Origin of the sequence: Silvania hatchlandensis, assembly GCF_025564065.1 — a bacterium.
GTDB classification, from domain to species: Bacteria; Pseudomonadota; Gammaproteobacteria; order Enterobacterales; family Enterobacteriaceae; genus Enterobacter; species Enterobacter hatchlandensis.
Genome location: NZ_JAMGZK010000045.1, coordinates 151,167 through 175,764, shown reverse-complemented (window position 1 = coordinate 175,764; position 24,598 = coordinate 151,167). Strand labels below are relative to the sequence as shown.

The window sequence follows — 24,598 nt, the reverse complement described above, 5'->3', positions numbered from 1 at the left end:
ATTATATTCGGTCCTTTTTAAGTTGTAAAATCGATTTAGTGAACCATTACAGAAAGGCAAATTATAAGTCTGCATGGGGTATACTTATTTGAAACCATAAGAAAGGTAAAAGAAAGTGTACTAATTTGAAATGTTATCAACCAAGGGTTTTATTAGCAGAGATGTATGTGCATTTTTGAGAAAGATATTTTGATAGCTTATATATGAAGTTAGCCATGATTTTGTAGAAAACGGGACAAAATTTTAAACTTTGGCCCGTTAAATGCATTATTGTTTTTTCTTCCTTGTGATGAAAGCCTTACCAATGATAGCTGCAAATGCTACACAAGAATCAAGACCTTTTTTATCTGCAAGTTTTATAAGATAATGACCTATTTCTCGTTCACTAAAACCGTTTTTGATTAAATTTGTAGTTAGATCATCGAGATCTAATTTATCAGAATCCGCATAATCATAATTAAAACTGTTTTGTTCATACTTATATGAACTTGTAGCAGACGGTACGGCTTTAATTACCTCTCTTTGTCGTTCAGACTCTTTTGATATAGCCATTTGTTCTGATGTGATTTCATTTTTGAGAGGTAACTCATTCTCGCGAAGTTGAGTTGGATCAGCTAACTTAATATCACCTATTTTACTTTTTACTAAAATTGTCTGACCATACTCGAGTTGCATCCATTGCCACTCATAGTTTTTATTCTTCGAACCAGCAGAATTTGATAAGGCTACCTTTCCTAATCCAATGATATGGTATATACCATCCTTATTTTTAACTAATGTATCGCTCTGTGTTTGTGGCGATTGCCATTTGTTTATATTAGGATAGTCAAAGTTTTTGGTTGGAATCCCTTCCGCTATATCATTTAATCTGCTGGCTTCGCTAATTATATATTTGTTATCTTGAATAGCCCATTCCGGAAGGTCGCTGTAACATCCCAATATAGCCCCTGCCATACTCCCAATCGAATCTGTATCAGTGCCTAATAAATTGACACATGAAATAATTGCTTCGTATGGGGTTGAGTTTTTATAAAAATGACAAAGTAAGGCACTCGCAATCGCTGTGTTAGTAGCCGTTCCTTTTCTTGATTCTTTGTTGCATTCAAGGGCATCAATTGCTGATTTGTATTTCTCTGAAAGGTCACTATATTCTTTTGCTGCATTGAGAGATTTTGAGAGATATGCTTTTGATTCAATACGAACTCTCTCAATTTCTTCGTGCAGTTTTTTTCCGGAAATAATTTCCCAGTTAGGGAGCCAGAAATTATTTAACTCGTAGATTTCATGAATAACTTCAGGTATAGAAGTGAAGTTATCAATAAAGCTATTGATTTCTGTAGGGCCAGCAGGTTTACCATTTATTAATGCGTACTGTAATGTATCAGCGTGTAATAGTGCACCGCACATTGCTAATACATGCCCATGAGTCACTAAGGAATCTTTGATTACAGATGCAACATATTTTCTCTCTGAGAGGTTTTTACAACTCCATACATGAGGTTGTATTCTCATGGCGGTTCCATTTCCACCTGAGTTTGTGTAATCAATTCCGTTAACTTTATAGAAATTAGAAAACCAATTTGTATCTTTACGCATGAGGTTTGTAGCGGCTAATTTCGTTGCTTTGCCAGCACCTAAAGCATAAGATAACCAGACTGGAAGTTCTATTTTTGCAAATGACTCTGTGTCAAACTCCCCATTACTTCTGATAGATCTCGATACAGCTAATCTTAATTGTGTATCATCTGAGTATGTTCCTGCTGGGAGGCTCACTGTTACTCCTGAGTATCCTCCAATTTTTCTGTTCCAGCTCACAGGTTTTAGAAGGTAGGTATCGTTAATCCTACGCTTTAAGCCACTTTCATCTGTTAGTTCAGAAATCCAGCCAATAGCATCACCAGCGGCGGCCCATAGTGCGGAATTTATGACTTTTTGTTTTCTGAGTGAGTTCATTTTTCCCTCTTAGAATGTGTTAGGCACACCTATAAATTTTTCTGGACAAATAATAACATTTACAGAAAGAAAACCAAAGCTCCTCAGTGTTCCATGTATCGATGCAGCCTGCTCTGGGTTTTGAACGTAAACGCTTCTAAGGAATTTCATATCAAGAGGATTTGGATACAGAACTTCAGCTTGCTCACAGGTTGTTAATCTTTGTTGTCTACCATTTCTACTTACAGTCTTTCCCCTCCATCTTGTAATTGTTTCAACAAACATAGCTTGAAGCCCTACACAGCCAGGTGTTCTTATTACAGATGTATAGATATTATTGGTGGTTGTAAAATATATCTTTGGGTGAGTCAGGATGATGGAATCAAAAGCCATAATACACCACCATCTATCTTCACCTCTAAACCAATTTTTAGCAGCGTTAAAATAACTTGTGTTTATTTCACTTATGGATAGGTTTATATAATCTAACCAGTCTTCATCTTTGTTGAATGTAGCCTGTGCTTCTCTTCGCTCACTTGATACAGGCGATGCAATATAGCTAAGATATTGTTCTTCATTTAATGCTTTGCGAGATAAAACTAAACCTGTACCTGCACAACCCGTTAAACCTCTTTCTGTCGTAAAATGTAGGACTTCTGATATCCCTTTCTCTACCATAACTTGTTCGATACTCATTTATAAATCCACCTCATCGAAAGTGCCACGAGTAAAATAGTCAACCAAATCTGATTTTTCTGATTCTTTGTATCCGATAACTACAGATTCTCTGGCTCGACTGATAGCCATTGCAAGTAGTCTTCTTAATTGCTGTAATTTATCATCATTTTCATCTTGTTGATGCTTCATATTTGCATCACTTAGGCCTAAAATTATCACATGATCAAACTCAAGACCTTTAGCTGAATTCATTGTGGATAATGCAATGTTTTCAGGTCCTCTTGACCAAACCTTATTTTTAGTTATGGTTACGTAGGACAGGCCATGACGAGTAAGTTGTTTTTGAATTTCGTCAAACCATTGTCCTCCTTTCGGTTTAAGAAATGCGACAGATTCATTTTGAAGATTAACATTTCTTTGAATATAATCAATGGCATAATTTACTTGTTGTGAGTACAGTCCTTTACACACAACTGGTTTTGGTCCATGCCTTGTAGCTCTTGTAAAGTCGCTGATGCTTCCGTCATCATCGATTGTTAATCCATGGGTAATGGATGCAGCAAATGCAGCAATTTCCACGGTGTTCCTATGATTCTCACCTAATTTAAAATAGGCCGCGTTCCGCATATCTAATCCAGTTTCTAACCATGTAAAGCCTCGTGGATATAACCGTTGTATTGTGTCAATTACAAACGTTAAGTAATAATCATCCTTAAGGTGATTTAATATAGCTCTAATTTGATTGGCTGAAAAATCTTGCGTTTCATCAACAACAATTATGTCATAACCCAAGCATTCATTAGAGATCATTTTCTCACAGTGAGTATGCCAATCGTCTAACTGATTCTCTTCAAGATATTGCACATAAGAACGAACAGTATCAATTAAACGCTGACGAGTCTGTCTTGTAACTTGTGGTGACAATCCTCTACCAGTTCTCTCGACTGTTAGGTAATTATCTAATTCGTCTTGACGGAATCTACCTCGAAAATAGTCTATTTCATCGAGTACGAAATTTAAATCAAGCCCAAGTGTTAAACATTTGTTTAGAAGATAAGAATCACGAGTTGTATCTCTAATCAAAGGTGTGTTGAGGTGCCTTCGAGCCCAGTTAGCAAATGTGTCATTTTCAACTACTACAGGTATAGTTTTAGCCTGGATACTATCATCAATTAAACCCTCAATATATCCAGCCAAGGTTCGATTAAATGACAGTACTAATGTTTTAATAGGTGTAACGTCATTGTCAAGATTTCTTCGATATGTTAATGCATTGACTATTGCTGTGAGCCGAAGTAATGCACTTGTAGTTTTGCCACTACCTGCGGCACCTCTGATAACGACTATACCTGCTGTATTCCGGCTGACTATAGGTAGCTGTTCAGGCGAAGCACGATGGTTCGAAAGAATTTTCAAACTACTCTCCTTAAGTACATGTGATGTCCAATTTTCTCGATATATAACAAACTGTTGTGGGGCAGTTGCTTTTTTACTCGGTGATCATGAGATTAGTCTTAATCTTATATACCTTGAAGCTGAAGCCTTCAAGTGAAGATTATAGCTTATCTTTCAGATGGTTAGAGGGCACGTTTTACTATGAAATAGCTTTAATAATCATACTATTAGGGATGTTTATTATCGGTAGTTGCTTGTATTTTCATGAAACAAGTCAGTAAATAACAAGCTGATTTTTAGTACTCAAGGAGTGTATGTAAGGTATCGATGCTGGAGTGAAAGATTGTGATCCGCATCAAACGCAACGCTACATATAGTGCTTATAATTTGAAATGACACCATATGGTGTACTTCACTTAGCGGATGACATTATGGGTAAAAATCAGCACGTAGTGCCTCACAATGGTCAGTGGGCTGTGAGAGGTGCAGGAAATGGTAAGGTTACCTCCACACATCGTACTCAGCAGGAAGCTATTGATGCTGGACGTACAATTTCACGGAATCAAGGAAGCGAACTTGTCATCCATCGGCCTAACGGACAGATACGCGATAGTGATTCTCATGGGAAGGATACATATCCACCGAAGGGATAATTTCTGAGTATGGATTAAACGTGAAAGAATCTAATAGCTTTTTTTGTCATATTTTCAATGAGTTAATTCTTCTATTCTTTTTTAATCTAAGTTTGTTTCTTAATGTTTTGGAAGTCAGGGCTTACGAAGCCAATTTTGGGCTTCAGAAGGGTATCTTTCATAGATAAAGATTCAATATAAAATAATAAGGCTAAGGTTTTACAGTGGTTGAGGGAGAATTTATACTGATGTTTGAGGTACCTTTATTAGCCGCATAAAAAGATTTCATGCAGCTCGTAAAGAATACTTTTGACTGAAATGAATACGTTTATAAGCAAATCTGTGCAATTTTGACAAATAGTTTAAAGGTATTCTGTTGGGGCTAATAGAGTTTTCACTCACCACCAATAGCGATCATGTCGTGTAAGTCTTCAATGCTCTTTGGACGAATTTCGCCTGATGTATACATCTGAGCCACGCCGTAGGTCAGCTCATGGAAGACATTATCAGAAATGTATTTTCGGAATGAATCGATTTTCTTCATGGTTTTTTCGGCAAGTTCTGTGCCATCTTCGATTTGGATAGCCTTAGCAGTAAACGTCGTTTTATTTTTGTCGATAGCGAGAATCTTTGAGCGAATCAAAACTTGCTGTACATAATAACGACCTGCCTCTTTCATACTGGCGTATTCTGGAAATGAGGACATTGTCGTTTCGTTGAGTTCCTCGCCTGAATCCCAAGCGTGGATAGCTAATTTTCGCCCAGTGTACTCAACGTTTTGATTGTGGAGATCGATGAAACCACCTTTAGCATAACCTTCTTTAGTAAGCGAACTCATTGGAAAACCCCTCAATCAAAGAACCTTTTTTACTGGCTAAGGCTCAATAAAGTGTTGAATTAAAGCCAGCATAATGACTTAAAAAGTCTTTTTTTTCAATATGTTTTCAGTTTTTGCACCCTTGAACAAGGGTTATGTTAATTGGCTGATGCTGTGAGTTGGTTAAAAAATATCCTTTGTATGGATTTTATTTGTTCGGGCAGCCCAGCGAGACGAAGCCGATTTTCGGCTGGTGTGTTACATTGCTCATAGGTTAAAAATTCATCATTTATCGAGTTATAAGGGCGGGATTTTACAGAGTTCCTCGACAGATTTATAGCGATCTGTGCATTGGGGGAGATGAGAAGCCCTTCACAGGGCAAAATTGTATGCCATACCGGTGCGCTTTAAGCGTAAGCAATGAATGTCTTAAATATTTACATCGTAAAATCAATCTATTACAGTGAAAATATACTACTTAGTTTTACTTATCCCGGCTTTAAGGGGCCCTTATTGGATCAGCCAAACAGATAATTTATCTTTTACCTCGTCGCTAACTATAACGAGGTACGTAATGAGAGATATCTATCTGCAATCTAAATTAGAAATGGCCAAAACCCTGCACGCTTACGGCGTGGAACTGTCCTGTATTTCCGTTGCAACAGGACTCACTCAGCCCAAAATAATGGCTGAATTAAAAATTGCGGCCGAAGATGAGTTTGCTAAGCATAAAGTTAAAAAATACTAACGTCTTATTTATCAATTGGTTTTTTACTGTATTCGTTCCGCTTACCCGGTAAAAGGTAAGATTTTTTGAACATCTTTCTCCAGCAAGGACGACGAAAAATATCCTATACAGTGACGTCATTGCATTTTTCGTCGTTCTCTTCGCATTCAGTAAGAGACATTAACGGAAAAGTCGACCAGCAAAGCAGAGATGATTTTGTCGATCTCTTTTCTGGAAGAAGAATAGAGACTGAACTGTGGCAGAGTGAACGGCGTATCGAGCCTTTTCAGGCGGTACATCTCTGCATAAGTTGAAAAGACCATCTCAGGAATAATGCCTAAGCAGTTGGTTTTGGATACAATAATCAGTATCGATGCAAAAGAGGTTGTCAGCAGGCATCGCTCACTGGAGCGGAATTTTTTATCGACAATGCTGCGATGATAAATAATCTTTTCATTTTTGGTGTTATACCCCACCAGATTGGCCTCTCTGAATATCGCTTCCGTGATCACATCCGGATAGTCAGAATGATCCCGCGAAGCAATCAGCACCAGTTTCATATCACAAATTTTCTGACACACGATATTGCTGCTCTCGACCGAAAACGTGGAAAACACCACGTCGGCCTGACGCATATTCAACAGCTCGGTAATCTTCGCTTCATTCAGATCTGCCGTGCGGTGTAGCAGGCTGATATCTGAATTAATCGCCACAATCTTCTGGGTAAGTTCCGGCACCACTAAGGGCGAAATAAACGCCTCGGTATAGAGCGTCAGCCTTTTCTTTTTGACCAAAGAGGAGAGTGGCTGCAGGGTCGACAGTTTGTCGATAATCGGCAGAATATTATCGTACAGTTCATCTGCATAGACGGTAGGCAGGAGATTGTTGCCGCTACGCACAAACAAATTATCCCCCATAAGTTCCCGCAGTTTTCGCAGCGACTGGCTGACCGCCGAAGCCGAGATATTCAACATATCAGCCACTTTCGAGATACTTCCCATGCTGTAGATCAAACAAAACAGGGTAAGCAGATTGAGGTCAATTTTGGTTAACGAGCAGATTTTTTCTGATACCGGAAACGTTGCCATACTCACCTCTGCCTGTGCGCAATCGTGGCCATCCGTAAAAGTAGTCGATGCAGCAGGCCCGCGCGTTGCAAAGAAAGTATGAATTTACAAGCTGATGACAGCCAGCCCCCTCGCTGCCACGATCTGATCGCGGTTGTAACATTGTAAATTATGTTAATGAGTTACGGTTTATTGATGTGAAGCATTAAATTGTACAAAAAATACACATATTCTACTCTTGTTCAAAGGCTGACAAGGGGGGAAATAGCATGTCCGTTGACAGACTGAAACGCGAACTTCTTAACAAGATGATTAACGCCCACCTGGATCTCGCGGCGTATCTGCAGTTAAGGAAAGCGAAAGGGTACATGTCAGTCAGCGAAAGCGACCATCTGCGTGATAATTTCTTTGAACTGTGTACATATATGCGTGAGAAAGCGCCAGTCCTGAGAGCGCATTGCGACGCTGACGAGCAGGCTATCCTGTATCGCGCCGCCGGATCGCTCACCACCGCAGGTGTTTGTATGATGACTGGCTGTCATGACTGCCCGACATATATCGCCGTCAACGCAGAGAAGCTGGAAAACTGTCTGAATGATTTAACTCTCTGCATCCAGTATCTGAAATCACATACTCCGCTGATTCAGATCTGATCCTGGGGGAGGCAACTCCCCCATCTGGTTAAGCTTTTGTAAAAGTGATATCACCCCTTCGCTGAATGGCTAACCTTATGCCATACCTTGAAAGGAGTGCGTTATGCGTCGAACCTCGCTTATTTCCCTGCCATTGTTGCTTATCTCCGCCTCATTGTTTGCCGCGCCTGCCGAGGTGAAGGTCTCGGTTCTGCAAAATAAACTCGATCACCCCTGGGCGCTGGCCTTCCTGCCGCAGGATCAGGGCATGCTGATCACCCTGAAAGGGGGCCAGCTGAAGCGCTGGCAGGCGGGGAAAGGGCTGTCCGATCCCATTGTCGGCGTGCCGAAGGTCTGGGACAGCGGGCAGGGCGGATTGCTCGACGTGGCGCTGGCACCGGACTTCGCCACCTCCCGCCGGGTCTGGCTGAGCTATGCCGAAGCGGGTGATGACGGCAAAGCGGGCACCGCGGTTGGCTTCGGTCGTCTGAGCGACGATACCACCCGGCTTGAGGCGTTTAAGACCGTCTTCCGCCAGCAGCCAAAACTCTCTACCGGCAACCACTTTGGTGGCAGGCTGGTGTTCGACGGCAAAGGCTATCTGTTTATTGGCCTCGGCGAAAATAATCAGCGCCCGACCGCTCAGGATCTGGATAAGCTGCAGGGCAAAGTGGTGCGACTGACTGAGCAGGGGGCGGTGCCTGACGACAATCCCTTTGTAAACACCAAACAGGCGCGGCCGGAAATCTGGGCTTACGGCATTCGCAATCCGCAGGGGATGGCGATGAACCCGTGGAGCAACACCCTGTGGCTCAATGAGCACGGGCCGCGCGGCGGCGACGAAATCAACATCCCGGAAAGAGGTAAAAACTACGGCTGGCCGCTGGCGACGCACGGCATCAATTATAGCGGATTGCCGATCCCCGAAGCGAAAGGAGAAGCGGCGGTCGGAACCGAGCCGCCGCTGTTCGTCTGGAAAAAATCTCCGGCGGTCAGCGGGATGGCCTTCTACAACAGTGATGTGTTCCCGCAGTGGAAAAACAAACTCTTTATCGGCGCTCTGAAAGAGAAAGATGTGATTGTGCTGAATGTCAGCGGCAATACGGTGACGGAAGAGGGGCGCATTCTTGGCGAACGGGATCAGCGGATCCGCGATGTGCGGGTCGGACCTGACGGCTACTTATACGTGCTGACCGATGAATCTGACGGGCAGCTATTAAAAGTCAGCCCGTCCGGGAATTAACTCAACTGACCGGGATCATCACCACCTGACGGTAGGCCGGGCGTTCCGTCAGCAACGCCTGCCAGCGTGCCAGGTGCGGGCGCTCGGTCCACTCCAGGCTGACGTTGGTCAGGTTCCAGACTAATGGCGCGACGGCGATATCACCGACCCCAAATTTGTCCCCTGAGAACCAGGGCTGGGTTGCCAGCGTAGCGTCCATCAGTGCGAACAGGGGTTCACAGGCCTCTTTTGCGGCATGAATAGCCGGGTAATCACGTTCGGCTTCCGGGGTGCGAACCAGCCCCATCAGGATCCCCCGATGAGCAGGAGAGAGCGTCTGGCTGGCCCAGTCCATCCACTTTTCACCCTCGGCGCGTTGTGCGGGCGCATCGATCCACAGGCGGTCCTGACCGTACTGCGCCGCGAGATAGCGCACGATAGTATTGGATTCCCACAGCGTAATGTCGGTTTCATCATCGCGCAGCAGGGGCACCAGCCCGTTCGGGTTCATGGCCAGATAGTCGGCCTCTTTGTTCACCCCGTGCTGTAAACCCGCCAGAATCTGCTTGTACGGTAAATCCAGCTCTTCCAGCGTCCAGAGTACCTTTTTAACGTTGGTTGAATTATTCCTGCCCCACAAAGTAATCATAATAACCCCTTAAAGTGAAAGACGAATTCCGGATGTGCATCAGCGCATGTGGCTCCCATGGTGGGATAAACCTAACAATTACGCAACAGATGAGAAAAAAATCGACCTGGTCAAAGCGTCCTGTGTTGTTATTGCATAAACTTTAAAAACTTTACGTGGTTAAGGTTTTTTTAAGTTCATTAGTACGTTATTACTCATCGCTTCTTGCGACACGGTGGTGTGGCGTGATTTTTGGAAAGGACATTCGGGTGGCTTTATGATGCGAAAAACAACTTCTTTACGTGGTCTGGTGGCAGGTTCTGCGCTGCTGGTCCTTTTTGCACCTTCGCTGTACGCAGCGGAACAGGCGGCACCAGAAGCCCCGCCCGTTGATGCGCGCGCCTGGATATTGATGGACTACGCCAGCGGCAAAGTGCTGGCGGAAGGCAACGCGGATGAAAAACTCGATCCGGCCAGCCTGACGAAAATCATGACCAGCTACGTGGTAGGGCAGTCGCTGAAGGCGGGCAAGATTAAGCTCACGGACATGGTGACGATCGGTAAAGACGCATGGGCGACCGGCAACCCGGCGCTGCGCGGTTCATCGGTGATGTTCCTGAAACCGGGCGATCAGGTGGCGGTTTCTGACCTCAATAAAGGGGTGATCATTCAGTCGGGCAACGATGCCTGTATCGCGCTGGCTGACTATGTTGCCGGTAGCCAGGACTCTTTCATTGGTTTGATGAATGGCTATGCGCAGAAATTAGGGCTGACCAACACCACCTTTAAAACCGTCCACGGGCTGGACGCGCCGGGCCAGTTCAGTACCGCCCGCGATATGGCGCTGCTGGGCCGGGCGTTGATCCATGATGTGCCGGAAGAGTACGCCATCCATAAAGAGAAAGAGTTTACCTTCAACAAGATCCGCCAGCAGAACCGTAACCGACTGCTGTGGAGCAGCAACGTCAATGTGGACGGGATGAAAACCGGCACCACTGCAGGGGCAGGGTATAACCTGGTGGCCTCGGCGACGCAGGGCGATATGCGTTTGATCTCGGTAGTGCTCGGCACCAAAACCGACAGAATTCGCTTTAACGAATCTGAAAAACTGCTGACATGGGGCTTCCGCTTCTTCGAAACTGTCACCCCGATCAAACCTGACGCTACCTTTATCAGCCAGCGCGTGTGGTTCGGCGATAAGAGCGAGGTCAATCTCGGCGCGGGCGAAGCAGGCTCTGTCACCATTCCGCGCGGCCAGCTGAAAAACCTTAAAGCCAGCTACACCCTGACCGAAAAACAGCTGACTGCGCCGCTGAAAAAAGGCCAGGTGGTGGGCACTATCGACTTCCAGCTGAACGGCAAATCCATCGAGCAGCGTCCGCTGATCGTGATGGAAGCGGTCGAGGAGGGCGGATTCTTCGGTCGGATGTGGGACTTCGTGCTGATGAAATTCCACGACTGGTTCGGGGGTTGGTTTAAGTAGGTAAAAAGTAAGCCGCTGCCATTGTCGGGTGGCGGCTACACACTGCACAAAACCGTAGGCCCGTGCAAGCGAAGCGCCACCGGGCAATAACCCTCACCTAATAGATAAGCTTAATCTGCTGGGCTTTCGCGTACGTCACCATTTCGTCATCCGGACGGCAGTCGCTGACGATCGCGTCAAAGTGCGACAGATCCCCCATCCGTGCAGGGCGCACCTTACCGATCTTGCTGTGATCGACCACCAGCACATGATACTGCGCCATGCTCATCGCCCACTGTTTTACCGGCAGTTCATCCAGATTAAAGCAGGTCGCGCCCTGACGGACGTGTACGCCCGCGGCCGAGTAAAAGGCGATATCCGGACACAGGTTGCTGAGCGTGTCCTGCAGGTTAAGCGGTTTGAAAATGGCGTTGCTCGCATGGAACTCACCGCCACAGAGGATCACCCGGCAGCCGGGCTTTTCCTGCAGGGCGAGAAAGGTGTTCAGGGAGTAACAGACCCCGGTAAACGGCAGGTCGTTATCAATGGCTTCGATGATCCACGGCGTGGTGGTGCCGCAGTCAAAAAACAGCGTCTGATGGGGTTGTGCCAGCCCGGCGGCCAGGCGCGCTGCTTTGCGCTTCTCTTCCACCAGCCGTGTCTTTTGATCGCTCAGCAGATAGTGGCTGGCGCTGCGGGGCTCAAGGACAATGTATCCCCCAAGCAGCACAACGGGCCCGCTCTCGCTGTTGAGGTCGCGACGAATGGTCATTTCCGATACGCCCAGCAGCGCGGCGGCTTCTTTCAGATGCAGTTTATCGCTGCGCTTGAGCGCATTAATCAGTTGCGCCAGGCGTTCGTCGCGTCGTGTTTCCATAGATCCTCGGAGCAGTGTATGAACCCCCGCTGCGCAGGGGGCTCAAGTGTAACCTGCGGGACCTTACTTAGTCACGTATCCACCCTTTGCGGATCGGCAGGGCAAAGCAAATACGATACAGCTGTGACAGCCACTGATAGAGGGCGTTGCCGAACAGATTCCACAGGATCTGCGCGCTCAGACAGCCCAACAGGCCGACCAGCATTCCCCCCAGCATATCCATCGGCCAGTGGACCCCAAGATAGACCCGGGACCAGGCGATTGTGCAGGCCACGATCATCAGCAGAATGCCTGACCAGACCCGATGCCAGAACAAAAACGCCAGCGCGAAGGTGAAAATCGCGGTGCCGTGATCGCTCGGGAAGGAGTCATCCGCGGCGTGATGGAGGAAGTTATAGCCCACGCGATCGACAAACGGTCGGTCGTGAGGGAACAGGTGGCCCAGCAGCCAGGAGGCCAGCAGGCTAATGACCAACGCCATCGCGATTTTAATCACCAGCTGGCGCTGGGCGGCAACCTGCTTGCGCGGCCCCCACAGCCAGAGGATCACCACCAGCGCGGGCACGATGGAGATCAGATCTTTGGCAATGAAAATCGCCAGTCTGATACCCCATTCGGGCGACGCCGGGGTGGCGTTAATCAGAGTAAACAGTCCGTAGTTGAGATTTTCTAACATAGCCTCGTCACTTTTTTGCAAACCAGGTGGAGATCAGGCCGTAAGCCACCACCTGAGAAAACCAAACCCACCAACCTGCCCACAGGTTATGGGAGAAAAAATGCGCCCCGCGCATCACCTGGCCGTAGCCCATCACCAGCCCGAGGACGACACCGACCGCCACCATGCTCCAGGCCAGCCGTGGACGCTCGCGCCAGAAGGCGAAAAACAGCCCCATCACCATAAAACCGCTGGAGGAATGACCGCCGGGGAAACAGCGACCCGGGCCGCTGTCAGCAGGTACTGCGCCAAACAGGGGATACGACACCGCGTCGCCGCCGTACTCCAGCAAATCCCACGGGCAGCTGTGGTGGCTAACGGCCTTCAGCGCGCCGACAACCAGCGCCCCGAGCCCCATCAGTAAGGCGGCGGTGACCAGCCGGGCATTGCGCCTGTACGCCCCGTACAGCAGCGTGCAGGCCGCCAGGGCAATGATCAGGTATTTCGCCAGGCGATGATTTATCAGATCCAGCAGGGCATTATCCTTGAGCGGAAAGTGCTGGCTCGCGGCGTCAAACCAGTACCCGGTCATCAACCTGTCGAGGCCTTCATCCCGCGACAACCAGCTAAAAACGGCCGCCAGCAGCACCAGCGTCAATAGCTGACCACCATAAAAACGCAGCGGCAAAGGGTAAAGCAATTTTGTCTTAATTGTCTTTAACTTAGACAATTCTGAAGCGGGAGAAATTTGTGTCATAATTAGGGTCAATGACTGGAAAAGCGTAAGCATACGGATGCCAACTTAAGGAAACCTTAAACGACGGCGATTTGTGCGTTATTTATGTTTACCTTTGTGAATCTGCTATCGCTGGCGCGGCCATTTCATTACACTCTGCGCGATTTTTTATCGGATATTGAGACTCCATGCAAAACCGTTCTTCTGCCGGCACTCGTCTCGGGCGCCAGGCGTTGCTGTTCCCCCTGTGTCTGGTGCTTTACGAATTCTCTACCTATATCGGCAACGATATGATCCAACCCGGCATGCTGGCGGTAGTGGCGCAGTACAACGCCGGGATCGAGTGGGTACCGACCTCAATGACCGCCTATCTGGCGGGGGGCATGTTTTTACAGTGGCTGCTCGGGCCGCTGTCGGATCGTATTGGCCGTCGTCCGGTGATGCTGACCGGGGTGGTGTGGTTTATCGTCACCTGCCTGGCGACCCTGTTGGCGCAGTCGATTGAGCAGTTTATGGTGCTGCGATTCCTGCAGGGCGTCAGCCTGTGCTTTATCGGCGCCGTCGGCTACGCCGCAATCCAGGAATCCTTCGAAGAGGCGGTGTGCATCAAAATCACCGCCCTGATGGCCAACGTGGCGCTGATTGCGCCTCTGCTGGGCCCGCTGGTGGGGGCGGCGTGGGTTCACGTCGCGCCGTGGGAGGGGATGTTTGTACTGTTCGCAGCGCTGGCAGCCATCTCGTTTTATGGCCTGTACCGTGCGATGCCTGAAACGGCCACCCGTATTGGCGAAAAACTGTCGATGCAGGAGCTGGGGCGCGACTATAAAGCAGTGCTGAAAAACGTGCGCTTTGTGGCGGGCGCGCTGGCTATCGGCTTTGTCTGCCTGCCGTTACTGGCGTGGATTGCCCAGTCGCCGGTGATCATCATCAGCGGCGAGAAGCTCAGCAGCTACGAATACGGCCTGCTGCAGGTGCCAATCTTTGGTGCACTGATTATCGGCAACGTGGTGCTGGCTCGCCTGACCTCCCGCCGGACCGTGCGCTCGTTAATCATCATGGGCGGCTGGCCGATTATAATCGGACTGGTGGTGGCTGCAGTGGCAACGGTAGTGTCGTCCCACGCTTATCTGTGGATGACCGCCGGGCTCAGTATCTATGCGTTCGGGATTGGGCTGGCGAATGCCGGGCTGGTGCGCCTGACGCTGTTTGCCAGCGATATGAGTAAAGGCACGGTGTCGGCGGCGATGGGGATGTTACAGATGCTCATTTTCACCGTCGGAATCGAAGTGAGCAAGCATGCGTTCAGTAGCGGTGGGAACGGGCTGTTCAGCCTGTTTAACCTGGTAAACGGCATCCTGTGGCTGGCGCTGATGGTGGTGTTCCTGAAAGACAAGCAGGTCGGCAGCGCGCTGCAGCCGGACTAATGCAGCAGGCCGGGTTTCTGCCCGGCCTGCCAGACGCTTAATGGAACGGGGCTTCCTGGTTCAGTACTTTATCGATCACCGCCAGCACCCCTTCGTCGTTGTTGTGCGGCGCTTCAAAGCGGGCCACGGCTTTGATGCTATCTCTGGCATTTGCCATTGCAAAGCCAAACCCGGCCTGACCCAGCATCTCAATGTCGTTCCCGCTGTCGCCAAAGGCGACCACTTCACTGTCTTCAATTCCCCACAGCTTTTGCAGCAGGCTCAGGCCATTGGCTTTGTGAACGCCCGGTAGAATCAGGTCGATACTGCCGTACCCGGTGGCCACCGGCACCATAATATCGCTCAGCTTCTCGTGGATCATTGCCTGAATGCGCGGGATCTCGTCGTCCGGTACGTTCAGTCCAAATTTAAAGAAGATGTCGTTGAAGTGCTCAAAGTTATCCACCTTTTCCAGACGATGGTAATACTTCGCCGCGAGATCGTGGAACACTTCGCCGTAGGCTTTCAGGGTATAGGCGCTGCCTTTGCCGCAGGCGATCACTTCCACTTCGGGTATTGCACAGAGGAAGGCCGACACGGTGTCGAACTGGGCCTGGGTCAGCTCGCCGTTGAAGACATCTTCCCCGGCGTTGACCACCCAGCCGCCGTTTTCGGCGACAAAGGCGATCTCATGGGCGATCTCCGGGAAGAAGGAGATCAGCTGGTAATACTGGTTGCCGCTGGCGACCACGAACCGTATGCCCTGTTCCTTCATCTGCGCATACTGGCGCAGAAAACGCGCGCGATTGTACTCTTTCGCATCGTTCAGGAAGGTGCCATCCATATCAACTGCAATCAGTTTAACGCTCATATCCATTCTCCATGGCAGATTTAACCTGCGAATCCGGTTTGGCAACCGCCCTGGCCACCAGGGCGGCAATCATCACTAATCCCAACACCACCAGCATGGCGCTGCGCAGCCCGTAATGTTCGCCGAGGAAGCCCAGCAGCGGTGGGCCAACCAGGAAGGCGAGGTAGCCGGTGGTGGCCACTACGCTGACGCGGGTTGGTGCATCCGGGCCAGTATCGCTGGCGGCGGAGATGGTCAGCGGGAAGCCGAGCGAGGCGCCAAGCCCCCACAGAATAACCGAGACGCCCGCCACCCAGTCGACATCGACAAAGATGATTAACGCAATGCCCAGCCCGCCCATCAGGGCGCTGGCGCGTACCACCGCGACCCGGCTGTAGCGGTCGATAAACCAGCCGCCGGTAAAGCGCCCGACGGTCATGCCGAGCGTAAACCCGGCGTAAATCAGCGAGCCGGAGGTCGGGCTAAAGCCGTGACCGTCCACCATCAGCAGCGGCAGCCAGTCGTTGGCGGAGCCTTCGGCAAAGGCCATCGCCAGCACCACTACGCCAATCAGCATCAGCTGCATATCGCGATAAAACGGTAATCCTTTCTCACCCCCTTTGGCCTCATCCACCGGGTTCTTGCCGGTGCCGTCCGGGATATAGACGATACCCAGCAGGATGGGGGCAATACAGACCAGCGCGGCCAGCAAAATATGGATATTGGCGGCGATGCCCGAGGCGGTCAGCGCCATCCCGACGCCCGCGCCCGCCAGCGTACCGAGGCTGTAAAAGCCGTGCATCATCGGCAGCACGGTTTTGTTCATCTCGCGCTCGATGGTGGCGCCTTCGACGTTGATCGCCACTTCTGCGGCCCCAAAACTGCCGCCAAACACCGTCAGCCCGAGGGCGAAAATCAGCGGTGAGGCCAGCCACAGCGCTGCGCTGAGAATAATCATACCCACAACCGCGCAGCACATGGTGGTGCGAATCACTTTCCGGGTGCCGAAACGCTTAACCAGCCAGGCCGAACAGAGGATGCCGCTCATCGAGCCGATCGACAGGCCAAATAACACGATACCCATTTCCGCCGTCGAGACCGACAAAATATCGCGGATAGCGGGAGTACGCGTGGCCCAGGAGGCCATTAACAGACCGGGGATAAAAAAGAACATAAACAGCGCCCACAGGCGCCGCTGCAAAATTTTGCGCGATGAGATGACGGTCATGATTGCAACACCAGAAGGAAAACACTGACGACAACACTAGCAAGATTGTGTACATTTGTACATAAATGCGCTGAGGTAAAAATGAACAGAAGACCGAACGATCCGTTGCGGCGGGAAAGGATCCTGCAGGCCACGCTGGATACCATCGCCGAACACGGCCTGAACGCCGTAACCCATCGCAAAATCGCCAGCTGCGCCGGGGTGCCGCTGGGGTCAATGACTTACTATTTTGCCGGGATGGATGCGCTGCTCGAAGAAGCGTTCACCTGGTTTACCCAGCAGATGTCGGTTCAGTATCGCGAGTTCTTTGCAGGCGTCAGCGGCCCGGAAATGGCCTGCGATTCCATCACGACCCTGATTTACAGCTCCGAAGTCACCACCCCGCGCAGCATGGAGTTGATGTATCAGCTTTACGCATTTATGAACCGCAGCGCGTCATTAAAAGCCGTGATGCAGGACTGGATGAAAACCAGCCAGACCACGCTGGAGCAGTGGTTCGACCCGGTCACCGCCCGCGCACTGGATGCCTTTATCGAGGGGATGACGCTGCATTTTGTCACCGACCGACAGCCGCTCACGCGTGAAGAGTTAAGGGCGATGGTGGGGAGGATTGCGGGGGAGTAAAGCGTTAAATGCATTTTGCGGCGCCGGGGCCATGCCGTCGCCGGAACGGCAGTGCGTCGTAAAATCTCTACAAATGTAAATTCCTGTGCAATTTATCCCATAGGGTAAATCGTATCTCACTGTTTTTAATTCACTTAAATTCCCCAGTTAGTTTCTCTTCTCCTGCCCGGCAACAAAACGCAGAGGGATACGCTACGCTTTTTAACATCACCCTGCGGCAAGCGTTTTTACCTCTATCTGCGGAAGTCGCTACCCTAACACCGGGGAAGTCCCTATGACCCTTAGTCATGAAGATGATGTCAAAATGCTGCTGTCTGCGTTTGAACGCCGTCTTGAACAGCTGTTGCCCGAGGGCGAGCAAGAGGGCCAGGTCTACGCGGCCATGCGTGAAGCTACGCTGGTCGCCGGCAAGCGAATGCGCCCTTTATTGCTGCTGCTGGCGGCAACGGATATGGGCTATAAAACCGAGCAGACGGGCGTACTGGATCTGGCCTGCGCCATTGAGATGGTGCATGTGGCCTCCCTGATTCTGGATGACATGCCGTGCATGGACAATGCCATGCTCCGGCGCGGACGCCCGACGGTGCACTGTCAGTATGGCGAACACGTCGCGATACTGGCGGCGGTGGCGCTGCTGAGTCACGCTTTTTGCGTCATCTCCCGCGCGCCTTCGCTGACGCCTGAGGCAAAAGCGCGGGCCATTGCTGAGCTCTCGGCTTCGGTGGGGCACATGGGGCTGGTGCAGGGACAATTTCGCGATCTGAATGGTGCCCGGCAGAGCCTGAATACCGATGAGATCCTGCTGACCAATGAGTTAAAAACCAGCAGCCTGTTCAACGCGACTCTCCAGCTGGCGGCCATTGCGGCCGAGGCTTCGCCCCAGGTCAGCGAACGTCTGCACTTTTTCGCCCGCGATCTTGGTCAGGCCTTCCAGCTGATTGATGACCTGACGGACGGTTCAACATCCACCGGCAAAGATCCCCATCAGGATAAAGATAAATCGACGCTGGTGGCGGTGCTCGGGGCAGAAACCGTATTCCTGAGACTGCGCGAGCATGTGCGCAGCGCCGATCAGCATATTGCCACCGCCTGTCAGCCGGGAAATACCGCCCGGCACTATGTTCACGCCTGGTTTGAAAAACAGCTGATGCTGATCAGCCACAGTTTGTCGTTATCCCCGTCGGAGTGCCAATGAGCAGCCTGTCGCAACGTAAAAGCGATCATCTTGATATCGTCCTGAACAGCGCGCCCGGCGCAAAAAAGTGTACTAACGGTTTTGAAAAATGGCGCTTTGGGCACTGTGCACTGCCCGAACTGCATCTTGATGATATTGATCTCTCGACCTCGCTGTTTGGCCGAACCCTGAACGCACCGCTGCTGATAAGCTCAATGACCGGCGGCACCCGCCGGGCAAGCCAGATCAATCAGCATCTTGCCCTTGCCGCTCAGGCGCTGGGGCTGGCGATGGGGGTGGGCTCCCAGCGGGTGGCGCTGGAGAGTGAGGCCAATTATGGTCTGACGCGCGAGCTGCGCGCCTTTGCCCCGGACGTGGTGCTGATGGCCAACCTCGGCGCGGCGCAAATCGCCGGTCGACAGGGCATCGACTATGCCAGACGTGCCGTAGAGACTCTTGCGGCCGATGCGCTGATTATCCACCTCAACCCGCTGCAGGAGGCGCTCCAGCACGGGGGCGATCGCAACTGGTGCGGGGTGATCGACGCCATTCAGCGCACCGTCGAGGCGCTGCCTGTGCCGGTGGTGGTAAAAGAGGTGGGTAGCGGGCTTTCGGTAACGGTTGCCCGTCAGCTGGCGGCGGCGGGCGTGGCGATGCTGGATGTCGCCGGTGCTGGCGGCACCAGTTGGGCCAGGGTGGAGGGGGAGCGCGCCGTCACTGCGCATGACCGGGCGGTGGCGATGGCCTTTGCCGACTGGGGGATACCGACCGCGACGGCGTTACAGGATCTGCATCAGGCGCTGCCCGACATGCCGCTGGTGGCCTCGGGCGGGATCGCCAACGGCATAGAGGTGGCCAAAGCGATCCGCTTAGGCGCCAGCGTGGTGGGGCAGGCGGCAGGAGTGCTGCAAAGCGCGTTAACGTCCAGTGAAGCGGTGATTGACCATTTCCAGGTGATCATTGCCCAGCTGCGCGTGGCCTGTTTCTGCACCGGGAGCGCCAACCTGGCGCAGCTGCGTCAGGCCCCGCTGGTGGCACAATCCTGATGGTGCCAACGTGGGATATTATATTCGCGGGCGGCGGGCTGGCGAACGGGCTGATCGCGTTACGGTTACGACAACAGCGCCCGGAACTGCGCGTGCTGATTCTTGAGGCCGACAGCAGGCCTGGCGGGAATCACACCTGGTCGTTTCATCAGGACGATATTACTTCAGAGCAGCACCGGTGGCTTGCGCCGCTGATCGCCCATCGCTGGCAGGGGTACGACGTCCGCTTTCCCGCATTTAACCGATCCCTGGCCGGGGACTATCTCAGCATCACTTCCGCGCAGTTTGCCGCCGTGCTGACCGACGCATTCGGGGATAGCCTGCAAACCCATGCCGTCATTACCGCGCTCACCCCGGAAACGGTCACGCTTGCCGACGGCACAACTCTTCGGGCCCGGGCGGTAATCGATGGCCAGGGCTATACGCCGGACAAACATCTCAACACCGCCAGCCAGTCATTTCTCGGCCAACAGTGGCATCTTCGGCAGCCCCACGGCCTGACGCGGCCCATCCTGATGGATGCCACGGTCGATCAGCAGGGCGGGTACCGTTTTGTCTATACCCTTCCGCTTTCTGCCACTGAACTGCTGATCGAAGATACTCACTATATTGACGCCGCCCGGCTGGATCTCGATGCCGCGCGGCACAATATTGCTGACTACGCCCGCCAGCAGGGATGGGTCCTGGATAATCTGATCCGCGAAGAGCAGGGCCAACTGCCGATTATGCTGGCGGGTGATTTCCCGGCTTACTGGCAGGCGCGGGATAAACAGCCGTGCAGCGGCCTGCGCGCTGGGCTGTTTCACGCCACAACCGGCTATTCCCTGCCGCACGCGGTGGCGCTGGCAGATGTCATTGCCGCAAGCGCGGAGATCAACGCGGCCGCGATCTTTGCCGTTATCCATCTGTATGCCCTGCGCCAGTGGCACGCGCAGCGTTTTTTCCGCACCCTGAACCGCATGCTGTTTCTGGCGGGGGATGCCGATAAACGCTGGCGGGTGATGCAGCGTTTTTATTCTCTTAACGAAGGGCTGATTGCCCGCTTTTATGCCGGGCAGCTGACCCTGGCGGATAAAGCGCGGATTCTGGCAGGTAAACCCCCGGTTCCCGTCGGCGAAGCGATGCTCGCCATACTGAAACTCACTCCCCGGATGCGAGCGTTTCACCATGAATAAAACAGTGATTATTGGCGCCGGTTTTGGCGGATTAGCGCTGGCCATTCGGCTGCAGGCGCAGGGCATTAACACCCTCCTGCTGGAGCAGCGGGATAAGCCCGGCGGGCGCGCTTACGTTTATCACGATAACGGGTTCACCTTTGACGCCGGGCCGACGGTGATCACCGATCCCAGTGCCATCGAAGAGTTATTTACCCTGGCCGGAAAACAGATGAAGGATTATGTCGAACTGCTGCCGGTGACGCCTTTTTATCGCCTGTGCTGGGAGACGGGCGAGGTGTTTGATTACGACAATGTTCAGACGCGGCTGGAAGAGCAGATAAGCCGTTTTAATCCGCGCGATGTGGAGGGGTATCGTCAATTTCACGCCTACTCGCGGGAAGTATTTAAAGAGGGCTATCTCAAGCTCGGTACGGTGCCGTTTCTCTCTTTTCGCGATATGCTCCGCGCCGGGCCGCAGCTCACTCGTCTGCAGGCCTGGCGCAGCGTCTACGGTATGGTCTCGCGCTTTATCGAGAACGAACAGCTGCGCCAGGCGTTCTCTTTTCACTCCCTGCTGGTGGGGGGCAACCCGTTCGCCACCTCGTCCATTTATACCTTGATCCACGCCCTTGAGCGTGAGTGGGGCGTCTGGTTTGCTCGCGGCGGTACCGGGGCGCTGGTGCAGGGGCTGGTGAGGCTGTATCAGGATCTGGGCGGCGAGTTGCAGCTGAATGCTGAAGTGATCCGGCTGGAGACAGAGGGCGAACGCATTTGCGCCGTGGAGCTAAAAGATGGCCAGACGATCCCGACCGCGGCGGTAGCGTCTAACGCCGACGTGGTGCATACCTATGAAAAGCTGCTGGGGCATCATCCGGTGGGCTCGGCACGGGCGGGGTCGCTCAAGCGCAAACGCATGAGTAATTCCTTGTTTGTGCTCTATTTTGGCCTAAACACGCAGCACAATCTTGCGCACCACACGGTCTGTTTCGGGCCGCGCTATAAAGAACTGATCGACGATATCTTTCATAAAAATGCGCTGGCAGACGATTTTTCGCTCTACCTGCACGCTCCCTGCGTCACCGATCCCTCCCTGGCGCCGCCGGGCTGCGGCAGCTATTACGTGTTAGCGCCGGTGCCCCATTTGGGCACGGCGGATCTCGACTGGGACGCTGAGGGGCCGCGCCTGCGCGATCGGATTTTTGCTTATCTTGAGGCCCATTACATGCCGGGATTGCGCAGCCAACTCGTAACCCAGCGCATGTTCACGCCTTTTGATTTTCGCGACCAGCTTGGCGCCCATCTCGGTTCCGCCTTTTCCATCGAACCGATCCTGCGCCAGAGCGCGTGGTTTCGACCGCATAATCGCGACAGTCGGATCGCCAATCTTTATCTGGTCGGGGCCGGAACCCATCCGGGAGCCGGTATTCCCGGGGTGATCGGCTCGGCCAAAGCGACGGCAGGATTAATGCTGGAGGCGCTTTCCCGATGAACACCACCCTGATGGATCACGCAACCGACACCATAACCCTGGGCTCGAAAAGCTTTGCCACGGCGGCGAAGCTTTTTGACCCCGCGACCCGGCGCAGCGTGCTGATGCTCTACGCCTGGTGCCGCCACTGCGATGACGTTATCGACGGCCAGGAACTGGGGTTTAACGCCAGTCCCCTGGACAGCGCACAGGCAGAGCTGCGTCTGGAGATGCTCAAAACCCAGACCCTGCGCGCGTGGGAAGGGGGCGAGATACGCGAGCCTGCCTTTGCCGCCTTTCAGGAGGTCGCGCTGGGCCATAACATCCCGCTCCAGCTGGCTTACGATCATCTTGATGGCTTTGCCATGGACGTGCGCGAGACGCGATACGAGACCTTCGAGGACACACTGCAATACTGCTATCGCGTGGCGGGGGTGGTGGGGTTAATGATGGCCAGGGTGATGGGGGTGCGCGATGACGCCGTGCTCGACAGGGCCTGTGATTTGGGCCTGGCGTTTCAGCTGACCAACATCGCCCGCGATATCGTCGAAGATGCCCGGGTTGGCCGCTGTTATCTGCCAGGCCAATGGCTGGCAGAGGCGAACATCCACCCCAAGGCGATTGCTGAACCCCAGATGCGCGAGCCCCTTGCGGGAATTGCCCGGCGGCTGGTGGCAGAAGCCGAGCCTTACTATGCCTCTGCCCGGCAAGGCCTGGCCGGGTTGCCGCTGCGATCCGCATGGGCGATTGCCTCAGCGCACGGGGTGTATCGTGAGATTGGCGTGAAGGTAAGCGCGGCAGGCCCTCGCGCCTGGGATAAACGGCAGGGAACCAGCGGTGTTGAGAAATCGGGATTACTGCTGAAAGGGGCCGGGCTGGCGCTTACTTCTCGTTTTGCGACACAGGCTCCGCGTCCGCCTGAGCTCTGGAAGCGACCGCGCTAGCCTTGCGCTGGCGTAACGTGGCCTGCAATTTCTCTATCGGCGGCGCATACAGAAAACCAAAGGAGACGCAGTCCTCTTTGCCCCGCACCGCGTGATGCAGACGGTGCGCCAGATAAAGGCGCTTGAGATAACCCCGACGCGGGATATAGCGAAACGGCCAGCGCTGATGTACCAGCCCATCGTGCACCATAAAATAGAGCGCGCCGTACAGCGTCATCCCGGCACCGATCCACTGCAGCGGCCACAGGCCCCATGTCCCCAGCGCAATCAACACTATCGCCAGCACGGCGAACACCACCGCGTACAGGTCGTTCACCTCGAACCAGCGGGTGCGCGGCTCGTGGTGCGACTCATGCCATCCCCATCCCCAGCCGTGCATGATGTACTTATGCGCAACGGCGGCGACTAACTCCATCGCGGCAACGGTTAAAAGCACGATCAATGTGTTGTATAGCGCGAGCATGGTGCTCCCTGGGGTTGGGTTTGAGGTATTAAGCGTAACACTTAAATGGGGGAAGGGTGGGAACGGGCAGGCTGGATTTTTGCCTGAACGGCAGGCAACAAAAAACCCATTTATGTAAATGGGTTAGTGAAAACAATGACTTGCAAGATAATCAATGAGTTAGGTTAGTGGTAAGGAGTGGCGATTACGGGGAAATGCCAACCTCTGCCGCCACTTTGTCGCCAAAAAACTAGTATTATTATGACTTCCGACCGCTAAGCTTTTATTAAGATCGATGCTCATAACTTACGCATTATTGAAAAATGTAAAGCTAGTAGAATCGGAATGTAGGATGAGCTTTATATTAGCTATAGGAAACGTTCAATCGTGTCTGCAATCGAATCATGACCACGTTCCCTTAAAATTCTTACAAATACCTCCCATGGTGGAATATTACTTGTATATGCTTTTCCTGGTCCTGTGTACATACCACCTCCAGGACCAGTATAAAGACCTCCTCCAGGACCCGTATAAAGTCCGCCGCCAGGACCTGTGTACAAGCCACCTCCCGGACCAGTGTACATCCCCCCACCTGGACCAGTGTAAAGACCACCACCAGGACCGGTATACATTCCACCATTAGGGCCGGTATACATTCCACCGTTGGGTCCGGTATAGGCACCTCCACCTGGACCTGTGTAAAGGCCCCCGCCCGGTCCGGTATATCGCCCACCACCAGGTCCTGTATATTGATTTCTTGGCCACATATTTAACACCTTTCTTGAGAATATTCTTATTTGTA

24 protein-coding genes are annotated in these 24,598 nt (G+C 52.0%); 12 read left to right on the top strand and 12 right to left on the bottom strand.

Going from position 1 to position 24,598, the window contains the following annotated elements; all coding sequences use genetic code 11:
- Positions 1-267: 267 nt before the first annotated feature.
- Genes M8014_RS09105 through M8014_RS09095 form a run of 3 tightly spaced genes read right to left on the bottom strand, consistent with a single transcriptional unit; the run spans position 268 to position 4,026 of the window.
- Positions 268-1,953, bottom strand: a complete 1,686-nt coding sequence (locus M8014_RS09105; RefSeq protein WP_271282166.1) for an ADP-ribosylglycohydrolase family protein — start codon at positions 1,951-1,953, stop codon at positions 268-270.
- A gap of 9 nt (positions 1,954-1,962) precedes the next feature.
- The gene (locus M8014_RS09100; RefSeq protein ID WP_271282165.1) at positions 1,963-2,628 is read right to left on the bottom strand and encodes a DarT ssDNA thymidine ADP-ribosyltransferase family protein; all 666 of its coding nucleotides are present in this window, start codon (positions 2,626-2,628) and stop codon (positions 1,963-1,965) included.
- Complete coding sequence (locus M8014_RS09095; protein WP_271282164.1) at positions 2,629-4,026, bottom strand: 3'-5' exonuclease; 1,398 nt, start codon at positions 4,024-4,026, stop codon at positions 2,629-2,631.
- A 371-nt stretch (positions 4,027-4,397) separates the two neighbouring features.
- On the opposite strand from M8014_RS09095, the gene M8014_RS09090 reads away from it, so the two are divergent.
- Positions 4,398-4,658: a DUF2188 domain-containing protein gene (locus M8014_RS09090; protein WP_472924511.1), complete on the top strand. Its 261-nt coding sequence runs from the start codon at positions 4,398-4,400 to the stop codon at positions 4,656-4,658.
- A gap of 373 nt (positions 4,659-5,031) precedes the next feature.
- On the opposite strand, the gene M8014_RS09085 is transcribed toward M8014_RS09090, so the two are convergent.
- Entirely contained in the window at positions 5,032-5,475 is a 444-nt protein-coding gene (locus M8014_RS09085; protein WP_271282162.1) for a hypothetical protein, read from the bottom strand.
- Between the two features lie 553 nt (positions 5,476-6,028).
- Here M8014_RS09085 and M8014_RS09080 point away from each other — a divergent pair.
- Positions 6,029-6,202 (top strand): glycine cleavage system protein T, encoded by a 174-nt coding sequence (locus M8014_RS09080; RefSeq protein WP_271282161.1) that lies wholly within the window; start codon positions 6,029-6,031, stop codon positions 6,200-6,202.
- 146 nt (positions 6,203-6,348) lie between these two features.
- On the opposite strand, the gene M8014_RS09075 is transcribed toward M8014_RS09080, so the two are convergent.
- Complete coding sequence (locus tag M8014_RS09075; RefSeq protein WP_271282160.1) at positions 6,349-7,269, bottom strand: LysR family transcriptional regulator; 921 nt, start codon at positions 7,267-7,269, stop codon at positions 6,349-6,351.
- Positions 7,270-7,517: 248 nt separating this feature from the next.
- On the opposite strand from M8014_RS09075, the gene bssR reads away from it, so the two are divergent.
- Positions 7,518-7,901, top strand: a complete 384-nt coding sequence (bssR, locus tag M8014_RS09070; protein ID WP_271282159.1) for a biofilm formation regulator BssR — start codon at positions 7,518-7,520, stop codon at positions 7,899-7,901.
- A gap of 103 nt (positions 7,902-8,004) precedes the next feature.
- Positions 8,005-9,123 carry a PQQ-dependent sugar dehydrogenase gene (locus M8014_RS09065; protein WP_271282158.1) on the top strand — a complete coding sequence of 373 codons (1,119 nt, stop codon included), beginning with the start codon at positions 8,005-8,007 and terminating at the stop codon, positions 9,121-9,123.
- A 1-nt stretch (position 9,124) separates the two neighbouring features.
- Here the strand turns inward: M8014_RS09065 and M8014_RS09060 are convergent, their stop codons facing one another.
- On the bottom strand, positions 9,125-9,751 hold the full coding sequence (locus M8014_RS09060) for a glutathione S-transferase family protein (RefSeq protein ID WP_271282157.1): 627 nt from the start codon (positions 9,749-9,751) through the stop codon (positions 9,125-9,127).
- A gap of 256 nt (positions 9,752-10,007) precedes the next feature.
- Here M8014_RS09060 and dacC point away from each other — a divergent pair, with 256 nt between their 5' ends.
- Positions 10,008-11,213: a serine-type D-Ala-D-Ala carboxypeptidase gene (gene dacC, locus M8014_RS09055; protein WP_271282156.1), complete on the top strand. Its 1,206-nt coding sequence runs from the start codon at positions 10,008-10,010 to the stop codon at positions 11,211-11,213.
- Positions 11,214-11,310: 97 nt separating this feature from the next.
- On the opposite strand, the gene deoR is transcribed toward dacC, so the two are convergent.
- From deoR to M8014_RS09040, 3 genes are all read right to left on the bottom strand, one after another.
- A complete protein-coding gene (deoR, locus tag M8014_RS09050) occupies positions 11,311-12,069 on the bottom strand; it encodes a DNA-binding transcriptional repressor DeoR (protein ID WP_271282155.1) in 759 nt (252 codons plus the stop codon).
- A gap of 67 nt (positions 12,070-12,136) precedes the next feature.
- Complete coding sequence (gene ybjG, locus M8014_RS09045; RefSeq protein ID WP_271282154.1) at positions 12,137-12,745, bottom strand: undecaprenyl-diphosphate phosphatase; 609 nt, start codon at positions 12,743-12,745, stop codon at positions 12,137-12,139.
- A 7-nt stretch (positions 12,746-12,752) separates the two neighbouring features.
- On the bottom strand, positions 12,753-13,481 hold the full coding sequence (locus M8014_RS09040; RefSeq protein WP_271282153.1) for a phosphatase PAP2 family protein: 729 nt from the start codon (positions 13,479-13,481) through the stop codon (positions 12,753-12,755).
- Positions 13,482-13,648: 167 nt separating this feature from the next.
- Here M8014_RS09040 and M8014_RS09035 point away from each other — a divergent pair, with 167 nt between their 5' ends.
- A complete protein-coding gene (locus tag M8014_RS09035; RefSeq protein WP_271282152.1) occupies positions 13,649-14,884 on the top strand; it encodes an MFS transporter in 1,236 nt (411 codons plus the stop codon).
- A gap of 37 nt (positions 14,885-14,921) precedes the next feature.
- Here the strand turns inward: M8014_RS09035 and M8014_RS09030 are convergent, their stop codons facing one another.
- Both M8014_RS09030 and M8014_RS09025 read right to left on the bottom strand, forming a co-directional pair.
- The gene (locus M8014_RS09030) at positions 14,922-15,734 is read right to left on the bottom strand and encodes a Cof-type HAD-IIB family hydrolase (protein WP_271282151.1); all 813 of its coding nucleotides are present in this window, start codon (positions 15,732-15,734) and stop codon (positions 14,922-14,924) included.
- Positions 15,724-16,941 carry an MFS transporter gene (locus M8014_RS09025; RefSeq protein WP_271282150.1) on the bottom strand — a complete coding sequence of 406 codons (1,218 nt, stop codon included), beginning with the start codon at positions 16,939-16,941 and terminating at the stop codon, positions 15,724-15,726. Before M8014_RS09025 ends, M8014_RS09030 begins: the two co-directional genes overlap by 11 nt.
- Before the next feature lie 81 nt (positions 16,942-17,022).
- Between M8014_RS09025 and M8014_RS09020 the strand changes: the two genes are divergently transcribed.
- The 6 genes from M8014_RS09020 (at position 17,023) to crtB (ending at position 23,354) form a co-directional block, all read left to right on the top strand.
- Positions 17,023-17,565, top strand: coding sequence for a TetR/AcrR family transcriptional regulator (locus M8014_RS09020; protein WP_271282149.1), 543 nt, complete (start codon positions 17,023-17,025; stop codon positions 17,563-17,565).
- A 274-nt stretch (positions 17,566-17,839) separates the two neighbouring features.
- A complete protein-coding gene (locus M8014_RS09015; protein ID WP_271282148.1) occupies positions 17,840-18,760 on the top strand; it encodes a polyprenyl synthetase family protein in 921 nt (306 codons plus the stop codon).
- Positions 18,757-19,785, top strand: coding sequence for a type 2 isopentenyl-diphosphate Delta-isomerase (fni, locus tag M8014_RS09010; protein ID WP_271282147.1), 1,029 nt, complete (start codon positions 18,757-18,759; stop codon positions 19,783-19,785). The genes M8014_RS09015 and fni overlap by 4 nt, the downstream gene beginning before the upstream one ends.
- Positions 19,785-20,960, top strand: a complete 1,176-nt coding sequence (gene crtY / locus M8014_RS09005; RefSeq protein WP_271282146.1) for a lycopene beta-cyclase CrtY — start codon at positions 19,785-19,787, stop codon at positions 20,958-20,960. Before fni ends, crtY begins: the two co-directional genes overlap by 1 nt.
- The gene (locus M8014_RS09000; protein ID WP_271282145.1) at positions 20,953-22,431 is read left to right on the top strand and encodes a phytoene desaturase; all 1,479 of its coding nucleotides are present in this window, start codon (positions 20,953-20,955) and stop codon (positions 22,429-22,431) included. The genes crtY and M8014_RS09000 overlap by 8 nt, the downstream gene beginning before the upstream one ends.
- Positions 22,428-23,354, top strand: coding sequence for a 15-cis-phytoene synthase CrtB (crtB, locus tag M8014_RS08995; protein WP_271282144.1), 927 nt, complete (start codon positions 22,428-22,430; stop codon positions 23,352-23,354). The genes M8014_RS09000 and crtB overlap by 4 nt, the downstream gene beginning before the upstream one ends.
- Here crtB and M8014_RS08990 read toward each other — a convergent pair.
- Positions 23,293-23,817, bottom strand: a complete 525-nt coding sequence (locus M8014_RS08990; protein ID WP_271282143.1) for a sterol desaturase family protein — start codon at positions 23,815-23,817, stop codon at positions 23,293-23,295. The genes crtB and M8014_RS08990 overlap by 62 nt on opposite strands.
- Positions 23,818-24,598: the final 781 nt, after the last annotated feature.

Coding starts and splice junctions, on each gene's coding strand:
- M8014_RS09100 (WP_271282165.1), bottom strand. CDS start 2,628: ATGAGTATCGAACAAGTTATGGTAGAGAAAGGGATATCAGAAGTCCTA.
- M8014_RS09065 (WP_271282158.1), top strand. CDS start 8,005: ATGCGTCGAACCTCGCTTATTTCCCTGCCATTGTTGCTTATCTCCGCC.
- M8014_RS09060 (WP_271282157.1), bottom strand. CDS start 9,751: ATGATTACTTTGTGGGGCAGGAATAATTCAACCAACGTTAAAAAGGTA.
- ybjG (WP_271282154.1), bottom strand. CDS start 12,745: ATGTTAGAAAATCTCAACTACGGACTGTTTACTCTGATTAACGCCACC.
- crtB (WP_271282144.1), top strand. CDS start 22,428: ATGAACACCACCCTGATGGATCACGCAACCGACACCATAACCCTGGGC.
- bssR (WP_271282159.1), top strand. CDS start 7,518: ATGTCCGTTGACAGACTGAAACGCGAACTTCTTAACAAGATGATTAAC.
- M8014_RS08990 (WP_271282143.1), bottom strand. CDS start 23,817: ATGCTCGCGCTATACAACACATTGATCGTGCTTTTAACCGTTGCCGCG.
- M8014_RS09040 (WP_271282153.1), bottom strand. CDS start 13,481: ATGACACAAATTTCTCCCGCTTCAGAATTGTCTAAGTTAAAGACAATT.
- M8014_RS09035 (WP_271282152.1), top strand. CDS start 13,649: ATGCAAAACCGTTCTTCTGCCGGCACTCGTCTCGGGCGCCAGGCGTTG.
- M8014_RS09015 (WP_271282148.1), top strand. CDS start 17,840: ATGACCCTTAGTCATGAAGATGATGTCAAAATGCTGCTGTCTGCGTTT.
- M8014_RS09075 (WP_271282160.1), bottom strand. CDS start 7,269: ATGGCAACGTTTCCGGTATCAGAAAAAATCTGCTCGTTAACCAAAATT.
- M8014_RS09030 (WP_271282151.1), bottom strand. CDS start 15,734: ATGAGCGTTAAACTGATTGCAGTTGATATGGATGGCACCTTCCTGAAC.
- M8014_RS09085 (WP_271282162.1), bottom strand. CDS start 5,475: ATGAGTTCGCTTACTAAAGAAGGTTATGCTAAAGGTGGTTTCATCGAT.
- crtY (WP_271282146.1), top strand. CDS start 19,785: ATGGTGCCAACGTGGGATATTATATTCGCGGGCGGCGGGCTGGCGAAC.
- dacC (WP_271282156.1), top strand. CDS start 10,008: ATGATGCGAAAAACAACTTCTTTACGTGGTCTGGTGGCAGGTTCTGCG.
- M8014_RS09080 (WP_271282161.1), top strand. CDS start 6,029: ATGAGAGATATCTATCTGCAATCTAAATTAGAAATGGCCAAAACCCTG.
- deoR (WP_271282155.1), bottom strand. CDS start 12,069: ATGGAAACACGACGCGACGAACGCCTGGCGCAACTGATTAATGCGCTC.
- M8014_RS09025 (WP_271282150.1), bottom strand. CDS start 16,941: ATGACCGTCATCTCATCGCGCAAAATTTTGCAGCGGCGCCTGTGGGCG.
- fni (WP_271282147.1), top strand. CDS start 18,757: ATGAGCAGCCTGTCGCAACGTAAAAGCGATCATCTTGATATCGTCCTG.
- M8014_RS09020 (WP_271282149.1), top strand. CDS start 17,023: ATGAACAGAAGACCGAACGATCCGTTGCGGCGGGAAAGGATCCTGCAG.
- M8014_RS09000 (WP_271282145.1), top strand. CDS start 20,953: ATGAATAAAACAGTGATTATTGGCGCCGGTTTTGGCGGATTAGCGCTG.
- M8014_RS09105 (WP_271282166.1), bottom strand. CDS start 1,953: ATGAACTCACTCAGAAAACAAAAAGTCATAAATTCCGCACTATGGGCC.
- M8014_RS09090 (WP_472924511.1), top strand. CDS start 4,398: ATGACACCATATGGTGTACTTCACTTAGCGGATGACATTATGGGTAAA.